The following is a 16503-nucleotide window of genomic DNA, read 5'->3' on the forward strand; positions in this document are numbered from 1 at the left end:
CTACACCCACGTCCGGGGGCGGTAACGGTTGGCCCGTTCCACCAGTTCGATCCTCTCCTCGCCGCCGGGCGCCAGCCGGGCCAGCGTGCGGTAGGCGCGCTCCAGGCCGAAGCGGAGGCCCCGCTCGTCCAGACCGCTGCCCAGCAGCACCCGCCCGCCGGCGGCCGGCACGGCGCCCTGGCCTCCGGAGAGTATCCAGTCCAGCGCCGAGCCGAGGACTTCCGCCGCCAACTGCTCGCGCCGCGCCGGATCCAGCCCGTACGCGTCGAGCGCCTCGACCTGCCCGGCGGCGGCGGTCAAGTCGTCCAGGAACGGTACGTCGCCCGCGCCCGCTGTGCGATGTCTGAGACGGGCCCGGACGGCGGCGACCCGGGCGGCCGTGAAGTGGATGGAGGACTCCGGCACCGACTCCAGGGTCCGCACGGCGCCGTGCCGGTCCCCGGCCGCGAGCCGCACCCGGGCGAGCCCGAAGGCGGCGCTGACGAAGCTCGGGTCGGTCGCCCACACCAGCCGGTAGTACTCGGCCGCGTTGTCCAGCTGGCCCAGCACCTCCGCGCACAGGCCGAGCGCCAGCTTGGGCGCGGCCTCGCCGGGAAAGGCGTCGTAGATCGCGTCGAAGGCGAGCGCGGCGCCCTCGAAGTCGCCGGTGACCAGCGCGGCCAGCCCCCGGTACCAGACCACCCGCCAGTCGTCCGGCCGCTGCTCGTCCAGCGTGGCGAGGCTCGTCAGCGCGCTGTGCCGTTCGCCGCTCTCCAGCAGCGCCCGGATCCGGCGCAGCCGGGTCTCCACGGTCTGCGTCGGCGCCGCGTCGAGGGCGCCGAGCAGCTCGGCGGGCGCGGAGGTCATGAGGCCCGCCAGGAAACCGGCGTTGGGATCGCCCGGATCGACCAGCGGCACCGGCAGCGCGAGCGCGCCGGCGGGCGTGTCGACGGGCTTCACCAGGGAGGCCGGGGGCAGCGCGGGGGCGGTGGGCGCGGCCCTGCGCACCTGCCGGGCGCCCAGCCGGGACACGTTCTCGTCCAGCCGGGGGAACAACTCCCGGTCGGTGACCTTGACTTCGGGCCCGAACAGCGTCGACAGCGCGGGCCGGGCCTGGCCGGTCTGGAGGGAGACGACCTCACGCAGCACCCCGGTCAGCTGCTCGGCCATCTCCTGGGCGGAGCCGAAGCGGCGGGCCGGGTCGGGGTCGGTGGCGCGGACCAGGAGCCGGTAGAAGGACTCGTAGCGGCGGAAGACGTCGATGGTCTCCGGGTCGGGCAGGGAGTCGGCGTAGACGTTCGTGTAGCCCTGGAAGTCGAAGGTGAGCACGGCGAGGGTGCGGCCGACCGTGTAGAGGTCGGAGGCGACCGACGGGCCGACCTCGGCGACCTCCGGCGCCTGGTAGCCGACCGTGCCGTAGATGGCCGACTCCTCGTCGTCCATCCTGCGCACCGCGCCCATGTCGATCAGCTTGAGCTGGTCCTCGGACTGGATGGCGTTGTCGACCTTGAAGTCGCAGTACAGGAGGTGGCGGCTGTGCAGATGGCCGAGGGCTTCGAGGGCCTCGATGCCGTAGGCGCAGGCCTGTTCCACCGGCAGCGGGTCGCGGCGGCCCTCCGGGGTGCGGCGGGCGTTGGCGATCTCCTTCAGGGACTTTCCGCCGACGTACTCCATGACGATGTAGCCGTCGAGGGAGCCGGTGCGCTGGTCGAGGTGCTCGACGAAGTTGTAGATCCGCACGATGTTGGCGTGCTCGATCTCCGCGAGGAAGCGCCGCTCGGAGATCGCTGCCGCCATCGCGTCCTGGTCGCCGGTGTCCAGCAGGCCCTTGAGCACCACCCAGCGGTCGGACACCGCCCGGTCCACGGCGAGGTAGATCCAGCCCAGACCACCGTGCGCGAGACAGCCCGCGACCTCGTACTGGCCGTGCACGACGTCCCCGGCCTTCAGCTTCGGCACGAAGGAGTACGGGTGCCCGCACTTGGTGCAGAAACCCTCCGTGCGGCCCGGCCGGTCGCCCCGGGCCCGGCCGACCGGCACCCCGCAGTCCGCGCGCGAGCAGAACCGCTTGCGCTCGGGCACCTCCGGGTTGTCCAGCACCATCGCGCGCGGGTCGGGGCGCGGCACCTGCGGCACGCTGACCAGCCCGGCGCCGAGGCGCCCGCGCGTCGGCGTCCCCGACGAGGAACCGGAGCTGCGCACCGACACCGAGCGGCCCGACGAGGACCGTGACAACCGCCCGGACACGGAGCGGCGCGACTTGGACGACTGGGACGACCGGGACGACTGGGACGACTGGGACGAGGAGCGCGAACTGCCGCTGTCCACCGCGCCCTTGGTGACCCCGGTGGGTGCCGAGCCGACCATGCCTCCCCCAGAGGGGGGACCCCCAGCGGAGACGACCGGCGCGAGCCCGCATGTGTCGCAGTACAGCTCGCCGCCGCCGACGTCGTCGTACGATCCCTCGCAGCCCGGCCGCTGACAGCTCTGCCCCGGCTGACTCATGACTGGTCCCCCTCACGGTCCCGCGGTGTGCCCGTCCCGCCCAGCAGATCGGCGGCCAGCCGCTGGTAGCGCAGCACGGCCTGTTCGGCGACCCGCAGATCGCAGGGCGCGCTCCACAGCATGCGGCGGGCCGCGTCGTACCGCTCGATCAGGAACGGGTCCTCGGCCAGCCCGTGCCGGGCCACCTTCGCCTTGTAGGCGTCGAGCCGGCCGCGCAGCTCGGCGCGGACCGCGAGCGGCGCGGTGACCGCCGTCAACGACTCGCGGGCGCGCAGCAGTTCGTCCTCGGCCTTCTCCTCCAGCGACTCCAGCAGTGGGGAGAGCCGGTGCCACTGCGCCTGCCTGCGGTACTCGGCGGCCGCTGCCAGCTGCTCCTGCAGCACCGTCGGCGGGCCGCTGACCACCGGCACCTCGGTCGCCGCGATCTTCGCCAGCACCTCGCCGCGTGCCGTGCGGGCCTCGGCGAGCGTGCGGTCGGCGCGCGAGAGCACGTCCCGCAGCCGGATCAGCCGCTGCTCGGCGTCCTGCCGGACCGTCAGCACGGCGTCGATCTCCCGGCGCACGTCCTCCAGGGCGCGCGCCTCACGGTCGTACACCGTGGTGTCCGGACGGCCGCCGCCGGGCGCCGAACTGCCCTCGGCCGGCAGCCAGAACGCGAGCGGGTCGGAGACGACGTCCTCGCGCAGCTTCGTCAGTATGCGGGTGATCCGCTCCAGGTCGTCGCCCGCCGGATGCTCGCCGGGGCGCACGCCGACGGAGTGCGCGAGTTCGCGGGTGCGCCGGAGCTCGGCGGCGAGTAAATCGATCCGGGCGGGCAGCGCCGACCACACCGCGTCGGCGGCGACGACCAGGTCCAGGCTCGTCGCGTACAGCTCGTTCATCCGGTCGACCAGGGCGGCCAGCGAGAAGGACTCGCTCAGCGTGCTCTCCCCGGCGACCGTCACGCCCTCGCCGCGCAGCAGTTCGGTCAGCTCGGCCAGGTCCTCCCGGCTGGACCAGCGGCGCCGGGCGCGGATGTCGTGGGCGGAGCGCAGCGCGGCCGCGTAGGCGTCGAAGTACGTCCACAGCCGGGTGATCCGGTCCTCGGCGCCCTGCCAGCGCTCCTTCGTGACGCCGGTCAGCTCGGCGCCTTCGAGGAGTCTGCGGCCCGCGTGGTCCTGCAGGGCCAGCAGCGAGGTCTCGATCGCCTCGTGCTCCTGGCCGAGCCGCGCCAGCGCACGGTCCACCTCGTCCCGGTCCATCACCGGCCCGGCGGGGTCCGTGACGCCCATCGATCACCTCTCGCTGCTGTGGGGTCCAAGTCGGGTAGGGGGGTCGAACGGGGTCAACTGGTGCGCAGGTAGCGCGGCGCGGGCGGTTTCGACGCCGTCGAGTCCTTACCCAGTGTCGCCGACAGCCAGGTGTCGTACGAGTTCTGCCAGCCGTTCGCGCGGTAGTCCACGAGCACGCGGTTGACCCGGCGCACCAGATCGGCCGCGTCCTTCTTCATCGCCACTCCGTAGTACTCGGTCGTGAACGGCGCGCCCTTGAGTTCCACGGTCGGGTCCTGCGCGGCCTGGCTGGCGGCGAGGGCGCCGTCGGTCACCACCGCGTCCGCCTCGCCCAGTTGCAGCCGGACCAGGCAGTCCAGCTGGTTGGGGACGGTGGTGGAGATGTCGGTGGAGGAGGGCAGGGTGCCGGACTTCAGGTCGTCGGACAGCTTGGTGTACGCCGTCGAACCGGACGCCGTGCACACCTTCTTGTGGGCCAGCGAGGAGTTGTAGCCGGTGATGGACGACGACTTGGGCGCGAGGACCTGCTGGCCGGTCTTGAAGTAGGGCGCGGAGAACGCGACCTGGCCCAGCCGCTCGCAGGTGATCGTCATGGTGCGTACGACCATGTCGACCCGCCCGTCCTGGATCGCGGAGATCCGCTGGTTGGTCGGGATCGCCTTGAACTGCACGGCGTCCGGGTCGCCGAGGATGTCCTGCGCGATCCGGTGCACCAGGTCGATGTCGAAGCCCTCCAGCTCCGCGCCCTCGGTGTTCGGATTGCGGTAGCCCCAGCGGTAGCTGTTCTGGTCGACGCCGACGATCAGCTTGCGCCGCTCGCCGGTACGGGCCTTGATCGCGTCGATCGTCGGCCCGTCCGCGCCGGACGGCGACAGCGTCTGGTCCTGCGCCTCGGAGTCCTCGCAGGACCCGGCGCGGGCCTGGATGCCGTGGGCCACGGACGGGCCGCCCGGCTGCGTCCGCTGGGGTGCCCGCTGGGTGCACGGCAGCAGCAGGACGAAGCCCAGCGCCAGCGCGCACAGCACCGCCATCGCGCCGACCCCGCCCCAGCCGCGCAGGGCGGCCCGTACACGGCTCGCGTACATCGTCCCGCCCCCTGTCACCGGTACTCCGAGAGTCTGCGCCCGATGCCGGCCACCGCACCGGCCGCGCCGATCAGCGCGAGGACGGCCGCGCCCGCCGGCAGCGGTGCCAGGGCGCCTTCGCCGTCGGTGGCGGCCCGCTGGAACTCGCCCTGCTCGTGGTCGATGGCGCGGGCGAGCGAGGTGTCGACGCCGTCGAAGCACTCGCCGGTGGTGCCCTTGGCGCCGATGACCTTGTCCAGCGCCTGCTGGTAGTTGCCGTTCTCGTCGTCGTCGCGGACCGCGCCGTGGCGCTGCTTCCACACCGCCATGTTGCCCTCGGCCGTCTTCACCGGGGCGCTGCCGCCCTGGTCGTCGGCGAGCTGCGCCGCCCGGGTCAGGCCCTTGCCGAGGGCGGCCATGTCCTTGTCGAAGTCGTAGTAGTAGGTGTCGTACTGCTGTCCGTTCACCGTGAGGGTGTCGGCGCCGCGCGCCACCAGGCTCAGGTTCTCGTTGCCGCGCGCCTTCAGGGAGGCGATCCGGGCGTCGTGCAGCACGGTCAGCGAGCGGATCCCGTGGTCGTACGAGCCGTTCAGCTCGGCGCGGGCCACCGCGTGGCCGACGACCAGCCACAGCAGGGCGAGCGCGGTGGCGGAGGAGGCCGCGACCAGGCCGTGGTTGAGGACGCGGTTGGTGCGCCGGTAGGTACGGTGCTGGGCCCAGCCGAGCCCGGCCAGGGCGAGCACGCCGAGCCCGATCGCGAGCCAGGGGTACGGCGTCGCGTCGCCGTAGTCGGCGTCGAGCCGGGCGTTCTCGGTGGTGTAGAGGTCCTCCGCCGCCGGGAGCATCTCCTGCTGCATCTTCTCGTTGGCGTAGCGCAGATACGCGCCGCCGACCGGATAGCCCTGCCGGTTGTAGGTCCGGGCCCGCTCCACGAGCCCCTTGTACTCGGGCAGCAGCCCGTTCAGCTTGGCGATGGTGGCCTCGGAGGCCGAACCGGGCTGGGCGTTCGCGGCGGCCGTGACCAGGCCCTTCGCTGCCGTGTTGATGTCGTTCTCGTACCGCGTGCGGGACTGCGGCGTCTCCTGACCGCCCGCCAGGAACCCGCTGGAGGCCGCGGTGTTGGCGTCGGCGAGCGACCGGTAGATGTCCGCCGCGCCCGAGCTGAGCGGCTGGCTGCGGTGCAGCACGTCGTCGGCGGCGGCCGAGCGCGCGTCGGCCTGCCAGGCGGCGCTCGCCCCGAACGCCACGACGAGCAGCGCCAGTACGGCCCCGATGATCCGCAGCCGGCCCGGCTCGGTGGTGGCCGCGGCGCGCACCCGGTCGACACCCTCGGCGAAGGCGGTGCGCCGGGCGGGCGAGCCGGGTACGGATGCGGGACGGCCGGGCTGCGGGGGGATGCCCGGCGCGGCGGCGGGCAGGCCGGGGCCCACCGGTGGCGGCGCCGTGCTGCTTCTCGGCGGGTGTGTCACTCGACCTCCCCCAGGGTCCTTCGTCGCCGCCCAGTATCGCGGCACGCACCGGCATCCGCACCGGCCTTCACTGGATCTTGATCGGATCGCAGTGTGCCCCACATGAACAGGGGAGTGCGCCCACCATGAATACGCCCTGTGCAGCTGTTCGGTTCCGTCGGGTGGGGCCGGTCACGACTCCCAGCAGGCCCGCGCCCGCTCCTGCGCCCGCGGATCCGCCCCCAGCCGGTCCAGTCCGAGCAGCGCAGCGCCCAGCACCGGGCTCGCCGCCACGACCCGGACGTCGGCCTTGGGGGCGCGGGCGGACAGCAGGTCGCGGATGCCGTCGTCCAGCAGGGCGTGACCGGCCCTGAGGACGCTGCCGCCGAGCAGCACCGGGGTCTGCTCGCCGAGGAGGTCCAGGCGGGTCAGCGCGACCGTCGCCAGCACCGCCACCTCCTCGGCGAGCCGGGTGACGATCGCGCGGGCCACCGGGTCGCCCTCGGCGGCCGTCGCGAACAGCACCGGGGTCAGCTCGTGCCGGCGGTCGCCGTCGAGCCGGTCCAGGTGCAGGGCCTCGATCAGCGCGTACATCGTCGGCAGCCCGAAGTGCGCGGGGAGCGTGCGGGCCAGGGCCGTCGCCCCGCCCCGGCCGTCCTCCGCGCGGGCCGCGTGCCACAGGGCCTCCTCGGCCAGCGCCCACCCCCCGCCCCAGTCGCCGGAGATCCGCCCGATGGCCGGGAAGCGGGCGGTACGGCCGTCGGGGCGCATGCCGACGCAGTTGATGCCCGCGCCGCACACCACCGCGACACCCCGGGGCTCGGCCACGCCCGCCCGCAGGATCGCGAAGGTGTCGTTGCGCACCTCCACCGTCGCCCCCCACCCGCGCGCCTCCAACGCGGCCGCCAACTGCTTCTCCTCCACCGGGAGATCGGCGTTGGCGAGGCACGCCGAGACGTGCGCGACGGAGCTCACGCCCGCCTCGGCGAAGGCCAGCCCGACCGGGTCGGCCAGCGCGTCCAGCGCGGCCGGCACGCCCACCACGGGCGGCCGGAAGCCGCCGCCCCGGGCGGTGGCGAGGACCTCCCCGGCGGCGGTGACCACGGCGACGTCGGTCTTGCTGTTGCCCGCGTCGATGGCGAGGACGGTCGGGGTCTGGGGTGCGGTCAGGCCCACGCGAGGTGCTCCCGGTTGTGTGCGATCAGCTGGTCGGTGAGGGTGTCGGCGTACACGTACTGGCCGATCAGGGGGTGGGCGAGCAGCGCGCGGAAGACCCGGTCGCGACCGCCGCGCAGCGCCGCCTCAAGGGCCAGCTCCTCGTACGCCGTCACGTTCGCGACCAGCCCGGCGAAGAGCGGGTCCAGCTCCGGTACCGGCAGCGGGGCCGGGCCGTGCGGGCCGACGGCCGCCTGGACCTCGATCACGGCGTCGTCCGCCAGGAACGGCAGCGTGCCCTTGTTGAGGGTGTTCACCACCTGGTACGGGCTGCCTCCCCCGCCGAGCAGCGCCGCCGCGAGGTCCACGGCCGCCTCCGAGTAGAAGGCGCCGCCCCGCCGGGCGAGCAGCGCGGGCTTCTCGGCCAGGGCGGGGTCGCCGTACATCGTCAGCAACTCCCGCTCCATGGCGGCCACTTCGGAGGCCCGGGACGGCTTCGTGCGCAGTTCGCCCACGACCTCGTCGTGGGCGTAGTAGTAGCGCAGGTAGTAGGACGGGACGACGCCCAGGCGGTCCACGAGGGGGCGGGGCAGCCGGACGTCGTCGGAGATCGCGTCTCCGTGTTCGGCCAGCAGCCTGGGCAGGACGTTCTCGCCCTCCGGGCCGCCGAGCCGGACGGCCGTCTCCCAGGTGAGGTGGTTCAGGCCGACGTGGCCGAGGTGGACGTCGGCCGGGGCGACGCCCAGCAGGTTCGCGAACTTACGCTGGAAGCCGATCGCCACGTTGCACAGTCCGACCGCCCGGTGCCCGGCCTGGAGCAGGGCGCGGGTGACGATGCCGACCGGGTTGGTGAAGTCGATGATCCACGCCCGGGGGTTGGCGCGACGGACCCGCTCAGCGATGTCCAGCACCACCGGGACCGTGCGCAGCGCCTTGGCCAGCCCGCCCGCACCGGTGGTCTCCTGGCCGACGCAGCCGCACTGAAGCGGCCAGGTCTCGTCCTGCTCGCGGGCCGCCTGGCCGCCCACGCGCAGCTGGAGCAGCACGGCGTCGGCGCCCTCGACGCCCGCGTCCAGATCGTCGGTGGTGACGATCCGGCCGCCGTGCCCCTGCTTGGCGAAGATCCGGCGGGCCAGCCCGCCGACCAGTTCCAGGCGCTCCGCCGCCGGGTCCACCAGCACCAGTTCCTCGACGGGCAGGGTGTCCCGCAGACGCGCGAAGCCGTCGATGAGTTCGGGGGTGTAGGTCGAACCGCCGCCGACCACGGTGAGTTTCATATCCGGGTTAACCCTTCACTCCGGTGAGCGTGACGCCCTCGACGAACGCCTTCTGGGCGAAGAAGAACACGAGGATCACGGGGGCCATGACCAGCACGGTCGCGGCCATGGTGAGGTTCCAGTCGGTGTGGTGGGCGCCCTTGAAGGACTCCAGGCCGTAGGACAGGGTCCAGGCGCCGGGGTTCTCGGACGCGTAGATCTGCGGGCCGAAGTAGTCGTTCCAGGCGTAGAAGAACTGGAAGAGGGCGACGGCGGCGATGCCGGGCTTCGCCATCGGCAGGACGACTTTCAACAGCGTCCTGAGGTCCCCGCAGCCGTCCACCTTCGCCGCGTCCAGGTACTCGTTCGGGATCGTCATCAGGAACTGGCGCAGCAGGAAGATCGAGAACGCGTCGCCGAACGCCATCGGGATGACCAGCGGCCACAACGTGCCGGACAGGTCCAGCTGCTTCGCCCAGAACAGGTACATCGGGATGATGACCACCTGCGGGGGCAGCATCATCATCGAGATCACCAGCATGAGTGACAGGTTGCGGCCCCGGAAGCGGAACTTGGCGAGCGCGTACGCCACCGGGACCGACGACACCACGGTCAGCACGGTGCCGAGGCCGGCGTAGATCAGCGTGTTCTTCCACCAGGTCAGGAAGCCGGGCGTGTCGAAGACCTGCCGGTAGTTTCCCCACTCCCAGGTGTGCGGGACCAGATCGCGGCTGAGCGCCTGGCTGTCGCTCATCAGCGAGGTGAGGAACACGAAGACGAAGGGCAGCGTGAAGAACAGCGCGGCGGCGACGCCGAGGGAGTGCACCGCGACCCACTCCAGCAGCGCCCTGCGCCGGGCGGTGCGCTCGGCGGCCGAGACGGGCGCCGGCAACTCCACCGGTTTGTCCAGTACTTGGGCCATGGTCAGTCACCTGCCTGGATGAGGCCGCCCCGGCGCCGCATCAGGAACGCGGTGAACACCATCGACAGGGCGAAGAGGACGAGGGCGACGACACACGCGGAGCCGTAGTCGAAGCGCTGGAAGCCGAGGTTGTAGACGAGCTGGGGGAGGGTGAGCGTGGACTTGTCGGGGTAGCCGGGCTCGAACTGGGTGCCCGCGCCCTGGATCACGCCTGAGGCGACCTTTCCGGCGATCAGGGGCTGGGTGTAGTACTGCATCGTCTGGATGACGCCCGTGACGACGGCGAACATGATGATCGGCGAGATGTTCGGCAGCGTCACGTACCGGAAGCGCTGCCACGCCGAGGCGCCGTCCAGCTCGGCCGCCTCGTACTGCTCCGTCGGTACGTCGAGCAGGGCGGCCATGAAGATGACCATGAGGTCGCCGACGCCCCACAGCGCGAGCAGGGTCAGCGCGGGCTTGGACCAGGTGGGGTCGTTGAACCAGCCGGGTGCCGGGACGCCGATCTTCGCCAGGATCGAGTTGACCGGCCCGGTACCGGGGTTGAGCAGGAACGCGAACGCCATGGTCGCCGCGACCGGCGGGGCGAGGTAGGGCAGGTAGAAGAGGGTGCGGAAGACGCCCGTACCCGTCTTGATCTTCGTGATCAGCAGTCCGACGCCGAGCCCGAAGACCACCCGGAGGCTCACCATCACCACGACCAGCCACAGGGTGTTGCGCAGGGCGGGCCAGAACAGGGGGTAGTGCTCGAAGACGTAGGTCCAGTTCTTGCCCCCGCTCCAGGTCGGCGGCCGGAAGCCGTCGTAGTGCATGAAGGAGAAGTAGACCGTCGAGATCAGCGGGTACGCGAAGAAGACCGCGAAGCCGATCAGCCAGGGCGACATGAAGGCGAGCGTCTTCAGCGCCGAGCGGCGGCGCTTGGCCGCGAGAGTGACCGTACTCATGGGCCGCGCCGCCTACTTCGCCTGCGCGATGTCCGTGTCGATCTGCGCGGCCGTCTTCCGCAGACCCGCCTTCAGACCGGTGGCCTTGCCGCTCTCGTAGTCGTATCCGAACTGCTGGATCGTCACCAGGTACTGGCCGCCGTTGATCGAGGCGGGCGAGGTGGTCGAGTTCGGGTCGGCGGCGATGTCGAGGAACGTCTTGAAGCGGGGATCGTACTTCAGCTTCGGGGATTTCAGCGCGGCGAGCGTGGAGGGCACGTTGTGCAGGTCGTTGGAGAACCCGACCACCGCGTCCGTGTCCGTCGTGATGTATTTGACGAATTCCCAGGCCGCGTTCTGCTTGTGGCTGGAGGCGGCGATGCCCGCGATGGTGCCGGTGATGTAGCCCTTGCCGTACTGGGCCGCCTGGTCGTCGGGGACGGGCAGCGGGGCGACGCCGATGTCGAGTTTCGGCTGGGCGGCCAGCGCCATCCCGAGCCGCCACTCGCCGTCGAGCTGCATGGCGACCTGGCCGGTGTGGAAGGGGTGTTTCGTGCCCCACTCGTCACCGAGCGTCGAGCGGTACTTCTCCAGCTTCTGGAACCCGCCGAGTTCGTCCACGAGCCGCTTCTGCAGGCTGAACCCCTGTTCGAAGGCCGGGTCCTTGGCCACGTCCGACTTTCCGTCCTTGGCGAAGTACGTCGGCGAGAACTGCGCGAAGTAGTGCTCGGTGGTGGTCTCCCAGCCGTGGTAATCCGGCATGAAACCGAGCTGTTTGTACGAATCCCCGTCCGGGATCGTCAGTTTCTTCGCGTCGGCCTCGAACTCGGACCAGGTCTTCGGCGGGCTCGTGATGCCCGCCTTCCTGAACTCCGCCTTGTTGTAGTAGAGCCCGTACGCGTCACCGAGCAGCGGCACCGTGCAGCGGTCGCCGTCGAACTGGGTGTACTCGTTCATCGTCTTCGGGAAGGTCGCGGCGGGGTCGATGCCCGACTTCTTGAAGAAGGGGTTCAGATCGACCAGCGCGCCAGAGGAGCAGAACTTGCCCACGTTGTTGGTGGTGAAGGAGGAGATGACGTCGGGGGCCCTGTCGCCGCCCGAGCGCAGCGCCTGGTTGATCTTGTCGTCGGTCATGTTGCCGACGACGTTCACATGGATGTTGGGGTGCGCCTTCTCGAATCCGGCGATGAGGGTGCTGACCGCCTTGACCTCGTTCGGCGCGCTCCAGGCGTGCCAGAAGTTGATCGTCGTGTCCTTCGAGGCGTCGTCCGTGGCGCCCGAACCGGACTGGCCCGTGCAGGCGGTGGTGAGCAGGGCCAGGGAGGCGACGGCGGCAAAAGCCGCCTTTCGGGCGGCGGAGGGTATGACTTCGGGCATGGCGAGGTCTCCCGGGGGGACGGGTGGGCAGAAGAGGGTGCTGCGAAGGCTCAGCGCGAGGTGTCGAAGACCTCGTCGCGGGTGGTGACGAGCGCGGACTCCAACGCGCCGCGCAGAACGGGGTGTTCGTCCACGTCGCCGACGACCAGCCGGGGCCGGGCCGCCGCGAGCTCCTCCAGCTCGGCCTGGACGAGGGCGCGCAGCACCTCGCCGCCGGCCGCGAGGGCACAGCCGCTGAGGACGACGAGTTCGGGGTCGAGGACGGAGACGAGCGAGGCGAGACCGACGGCCAGCCGGGTCGCGTAGGTCTGGAGCAGCTCGCGGTAGGGGCCGGACGCGTGATCGGCGGCGCGGGCGACGAGCGTGGCGGCGACCTCGGCGTGCGGCCCTGACGGCAGGTCCTCGATGCCGAGTTCCCGGGCCAGTTTCGCTACGGACTGGGAGCCGGCCAGCTCCTGGTAGCCGCCGCTGTTGGCCTTGGCCACCTGGCGTACCAGGGGGGTGCCCGGCACCGGCAGGAAGCCGACCTCGCCAGCGCCGCCGGTCCAGCCCCGGTGCAGCCGGCCGCCGAGGACGAGGGCGGCGCCGAGCCCCTCCTCGCTCCACAGCAGCACGAAGTCGCCGTGGCCCTTGGCGGCGCCGAGCCGCTGTTCGGCGAGGGCGACGAGGTTGACGTCGTTCTCGTACTCCACCGGCATCGGCAGGGCGGCGGCGAGTTCGTCGAGCAGGGTGGGGGAGTGCCAGCCGGGCAGATGGGAGGCGTAGCGCAGCCGGCCGGTGCCCGGGTCGAAGGCGCCGGGCGTTCCGATCACGAGCCGGTGCACGTCGGGGCGCGCGAGCCCGGCCGCCTTCACGGCGCCGTCGAGCGCGTCGGTGACCTGCTGCACGACGGGTTGCGCCGGGTGCCGCCCCGGCGTGGGCAGTTCGTACTCACCCACGGTCCGGCCGGTGATGTCGGCGACGGCGGCGCGGATGCGGTGCGGGGCGACGTCGAGACCGGCGGCGTACGCGGCACCGGGATGGACCGCGTACAGCTGGGCACTGGGCCCCGGCCGCCCCTCGCTCGTCCCCGTCACCCTGACCAGCCCGGCCGCCTCCAGCCGGGCCAGCAGCTGGGAGGCGGTGGGCTTGGACAGGCCGGTGAGCTTGCCGATCCGGGTGCGCGACAGCGGCCCGTGCGCCAGCAGGAGGTCCAGGGCGGCGCGGTCGTTCATGGCGCGCAGGACGCGCGGGGTGCCTGGCGTACCGGCGGTTCCTGCCATGGGGGTCCACACCTGCCTCTCCAGCCGCCCAGCTTCTCAGTGACCTGGCCGGACGTCCAGTGCCGCTCACCGGCCGCCGGAAGATCACTGTTAGGAAACTTTCCTATTGGGGTGGGAGGAACGTAAGCCCAGGACGAAGGGGGCGTCAATAGACAACGCCCCCGAGGAGACGGAGTCGTTACCTCGGGGGCGCCGGAACGGCCGCGCGGAGCGGCCCTCGCCGCTCCCCGGCTACTTGCCCGTACCCGTGGGCGGCTGCGGAGCTATCGGCGTCGTCGCCTTCGCCTGCGGGGAGTCCGCGTTGGAGAAGGCCGAGGGGGCCGCGACCGAGGCCGACGGATCCGGGGCCGGGTCCGCGTCCTCCGTCGCCGTCGCGCCGCCCACGATGCGTATGTGCGCCGCGTCGAAGGCCCGCTTGATCCGCCAGCGCAGCTCGCGCTCCACCGACAGCGCCTTGCCCGGCATCGTCTTCGCAGAGACCCGGACGACCATGGAGTCGATCACGACCGAGTCCAGGCCCAGGACCTCGATCGGGCCCCACAGCAGCTCGTTCCAGGGCTCTTCCTTGCTCATCTGCTCGGCGACCGCGTCCAGCGTGTCCTTGACCCTGTCCAGGTCCTCGCCCGAACGCACCGTCACGTCGACCCCGGCCGTCGCCCAGCCCTGCGAGAGGTTGCCGATCCGCTTGACCTCGCCGTTGCGGACGTACCAGATCTCGCCGTCCGAGCCGCGCAGCTTGGTCACGCGCAGCCCGACCTCGATCACCTCGCCGGTGGCCACACCCGCGTCGATCACGTCACCGACGCCGTACTGGTCCTCCAGGATCATGAACACGCCGGACAGGAAGTCCGTGACCAGGTTGCGCGCGCCGAAGCCGATCGCCACGCCGGCGACACCGGCCGACGCCAGCAGCGGCGCCAGGTTGATCTTGAAGGTCGACAGCACCATCAGCGCCGCCGTACCCATGATCAGGAAGCTCGCCACCGAGCGGAGCACGGAACCGATCGCCGCCGACCGCTGCCGGCGCCGCTCGGTGTTCACCAGCAGCCCGCCCAGCGCGGTGCCGTCCACGGCCTGTGCGGTCCGGGCCATCCGGTCGATCAGCTTGGTGATCGCCCGCCGCACCACCGCTCTGAGCGCGACCGCGATCACGACGATCAGCAGGATCTGCAGCCCCATCGCGAGCCACGTCGACCAGTTCTGCTCGACCCAGCTCGCCGCGTTCGTCGCGCTCTCCTGGGCGTCCTGGAGAGAGGGGACGGCCGGTGCCGTCGACCCGGAAGGGGACGGGGACGGCGACGCACCGGCGGCCAGGAGGACGACGGGCAAGGACGACACGGCAGGTACCTCCAGGTGCTGCGGGTTCCGAACCGGTGGGGCGGTCAGGGTTCCAGGGACTTTCAAGGTCACGAAAAGGTCACCGGACGGACTGGCCACCACACTAACGGGGCATTGTGTGTGCCCCGCGCGAATACGCCAAGGAGGGCCGCAGGAGAGACGGGGCTCACCCTGGCTTGAACAGGCCATGATCCGGGGGATGTATCCGGTGTGGTCGAAAACACTCCCAGCCCGTTACCGGGACATGGTGGCGCGTTCACCAGGCATGAGGGGAGACTGACCTCAGATCGTCCCGGCGCGAGCCACGCGCCGCCGACGCCCAAGGAGGCACCCGTGCCGCACGTCCTGGTCCTCAACGCGTCGTACGAGCCGCTCGGCGTCGTACCGCTCCGCCGCGCGCTCATCCTCGTCCTGGAGAACAAGGCCGTCTCCCTCGAGGAATCCGGCGCCTATATGCACAGCGCGACCGTCACAGTCCCCGCACCCAGCGTGGTCCGGCTCAAGCGATTCGTCCGGGTTCCCTACCGGGGGCCCGTTCCTCTCACCCGCCGCGCGCTCTTCGCCCGCGACGGAGGCCGGTGCATGTACTGCGGTGGCGTCGCAACCAGCGTCGACCACGTCATCCCGCGCAGCCGCGGGGGCAAGCACGTCTGGGACAACGTGGTGGCGTCCTGTCGCCGCTGCAACCACGTCAAGGCCGACCGCCACCTCGTCGAACTGGGCTGGCGCCTGCGCCACAAGCCGGCCCCGCCGACGGGCCTGGCCTGGCGCATCATCGGCACGGGCCATAGGGACCCGCGCTGGTTGCCCTACTTGCAGCCGTACGGCGCGGACGACGCCCTGGCCCGGATCGACGGCATCTCTGCCTGACGATCCGGGCTTCTGTGTACGGTGCCGGGCCGCATGTCTTCGGCATGCGGCCCGGGGGAGGCCGGTTCCGCTCAGCCGAACCAGCTGACCTGCACGATCACGATCCGCTCGCCGCGCACGTCCGTCAGCAGCAGCCCCCGGGATTCTGTGCGCACTCCGGGACCCGGCCCGGTGTGCTCGGCCCCCTCCAGGAAGACCATCGACTCACGCACGGCGATCTATTCGGCCAGTCGCTCGGTCTCGGCGCGCGCCGCGTCCGGGAGCTCGTCGAGGAGATCGTCCTGGAACGGCTCCCAGTGCCAGTCAGCCACCCGCGACCTCGCGGTGAGCGGCGCGCACGATCTCCCCGGCCTCGCGGACGGCGCGCTCGCGCACGTCCGGGTCAGGGCTGCTGATGGCCTGCTCGGCGGCGTGCAGCCGACGGGCGGTCTCGGCGTGCCGCTCAATCTCGACCACGACGCCCCACTGGTGGTAGAACATCCGGATCGGTACGACGCTGTCCTCGTCTCCAGCCCGGATGAACGCCTTCTGCAGGTCTTCGAAGAACTCGGGCAGGCGCGAGGGAACGACGGTCGCCACGGCCTGCCGAAGCGCTGGCAGTGTCAGCTCGGGTTTGGGGATCAGCGGACCGTTCCCGTCCGCGTACGGCATGGTCATCGGCTGCCCCTTCCGCTCGTCCAGCCTCCTTCCGGCACGGGCCCACGCTAGCGCCATTTCCGTCCCTCCCGCGTGCAGAGGGCGAGTCCGAGGCTCCACTGTGCCCATACCGTCTTGCCCACCCCGTCCCGTGGTCCCGCACCCCAGTCGTCGGCCAGCGCCTCGACGAGCGTCAGCCCGCGCCCGAACTGATCCTCGCCGGTCGCGTCGCGCGGGCACGGGAGCCGTTCGCCGCGCGGGTCGCTGACCTCGACGCGGAGCGCGGCGGCCGTGGTGAGGACCCGGAGCCGGACGAGCCGGTCGCGCAGGCTGCCGTGCAGCAGGGCGTTGGTCATCAGCTCGCTGACGACGAGGGCGACGTCTTTGGCGAGGTGTTCGTATCCCCACTCGGTGACGAGGCGCGCCGCGCGGTGACGGGCGAGGGCGACGCTGCGGGGGACGGGGGTGTAGTCGAGCTGGTCTTCGTGGGGGAGGGG

Annotated in this window: 15 protein-coding genes; 1 reads left to right on the forward strand and 14 read right to left on the reverse strand. The window is 71.7% G+C overall.

Features of this window, described 5'->3' with window-relative positions:
- The 11 genes from BIV25_RS41745 to BIV25_RS41795 all read right to left on the reverse strand — a co-directional run bounded on the left by BIV25_RS41745 (position 1) and on the right by BIV25_RS41795 (position 14500).
- Positions 1-2484 (reverse strand): serine/threonine-protein kinase, encoded by a 2484-nt coding sequence (locus tag BIV25_RS41745; RefSeq protein ID WP_071377800.1) that lies wholly within the window; start codon positions 2482-2484, stop codon positions 1-3.
- Positions 2481-3755: a hypothetical protein gene (locus BIV25_RS41750; protein WP_071377801.1), complete on the reverse strand. Its 1275-nt coding sequence runs from the start codon at positions 3753-3755 to the stop codon at positions 2481-2483. The genes BIV25_RS41745 and BIV25_RS41750 overlap by 4 nt, the downstream gene beginning before the upstream one ends.
- Positions 3756-3808: 53 nt before the next feature.
- Positions 3809-4840: a glutamate ABC transporter substrate-binding protein gene (locus BIV25_RS41755; protein ID WP_071377802.1), complete on the reverse strand. Its 1032-nt coding sequence runs from the start codon at positions 4838-4840 to the stop codon at positions 3809-3811.
- A 14-nt stretch (positions 4841-4854) separates the two neighbouring features.
- Entirely contained in the window at positions 4855-6288 is a 1434-nt protein-coding gene (locus BIV25_RS41760) for a hypothetical protein (RefSeq protein WP_177235617.1), read from the reverse strand.
- A 171-nt stretch (positions 6289-6459) separates the two neighbouring features.
- Positions 6460-7443 carry an N-acetylglucosamine kinase gene (locus BIV25_RS41765; RefSeq protein WP_071377803.1) on the reverse strand — a complete coding sequence of 328 codons (984 nt, stop codon included), beginning with the start codon at positions 7441-7443 and terminating at the stop codon, positions 6460-6462.
- On the reverse strand, positions 7434-8699 hold the full coding sequence (locus tag BIV25_RS41770; RefSeq protein ID WP_071377804.1) for a 6-phospho-beta-glucosidase: 1266 nt from the start codon (positions 8697-8699) through the stop codon (positions 7434-7436). The genes BIV25_RS41765 and BIV25_RS41770 overlap by 10 nt, the downstream gene beginning before the upstream one ends.
- 7 nt (positions 8700-8706) lie before the next feature.
- Positions 8707-9600: a carbohydrate ABC transporter permease gene (locus BIV25_RS41775; RefSeq protein ID WP_071377805.1), complete on the reverse strand. Its 894-nt coding sequence runs from the start codon at positions 9598-9600 to the stop codon at positions 8707-8709.
- A gap of 2 nt (positions 9601-9602) precedes the next feature.
- Positions 9603-10544: a carbohydrate ABC transporter permease gene (locus tag BIV25_RS41780; protein WP_071377806.1), complete on the reverse strand. Its 942-nt coding sequence runs from the start codon at positions 10542-10544 to the stop codon at positions 9603-9605.
- Positions 10545-10556: 12 nt separating this feature from the next.
- Entirely contained in the window at positions 10557-11900 is a 1344-nt protein-coding gene (locus BIV25_RS41785) for an ABC transporter substrate-binding protein (protein WP_079177223.1), read from the reverse strand.
- A gap of 50 nt (positions 11901-11950) precedes the next feature.
- The gene (locus tag BIV25_RS41790) at positions 11951-13162 is read right to left on the reverse strand and encodes an ROK family transcriptional regulator (RefSeq protein ID WP_071377807.1); all 1212 of its coding nucleotides are present in this window, start codon (positions 13160-13162) and stop codon (positions 11951-11953) included.
- A gap of 231 nt (positions 13163-13393) precedes the next feature.
- Complete coding sequence (locus BIV25_RS41795; protein WP_071377808.1) at positions 13394-14500, reverse strand: mechanosensitive ion channel family protein; 1107 nt, start codon at positions 14498-14500, stop codon at positions 13394-13396.
- 333 nt (positions 14501-14833) lie between these two features.
- On the opposite strand from BIV25_RS41795, the gene BIV25_RS41800 reads away from it, so the two are divergent.
- Entirely contained in the window at positions 14834-15370 is a 537-nt protein-coding gene (locus BIV25_RS41800; protein WP_071377809.1) for an HNH endonuclease, read from the forward strand.
- Positions 15371-15441: 71 nt separating this feature from the next.
- Here the strand turns inward: BIV25_RS41800 and BIV25_RS51795 are convergent, their stop codons facing one another.
- The 3 genes from BIV25_RS51795 to BIV25_RS41810 all read right to left on the reverse strand — a co-directional run.
- Positions 15442-15582: a hypothetical protein gene (locus tag BIV25_RS51795; protein ID WP_177235618.1), complete on the reverse strand. Its 141-nt coding sequence runs from the start codon at positions 15580-15582 to the stop codon at positions 15442-15444.
- Between the two features lie 91 nt (positions 15583-15673).
- Positions 15674-16027, reverse strand: coding sequence for a hypothetical protein (locus BIV25_RS41805; RefSeq protein ID WP_071377810.1), 354 nt, complete (start codon positions 16025-16027; stop codon positions 15674-15676).
- Positions 16028-16074: 47 nt separating this feature from the next.
- On the reverse strand, positions 16075-16503 hold a 429-nt coding region (locus BIV25_RS41810), incomplete at its 5' end, for an ATP-binding protein (RefSeq protein WP_071377811.1).

This window comes from Streptomyces sp. MUSC 14, from assembly GCF_001866675.1.
Taxonomy (GTDB): domain Bacteria; phylum Actinomycetota; class Actinomycetes; order Streptomycetales; family Streptomycetaceae; genus Streptomyces.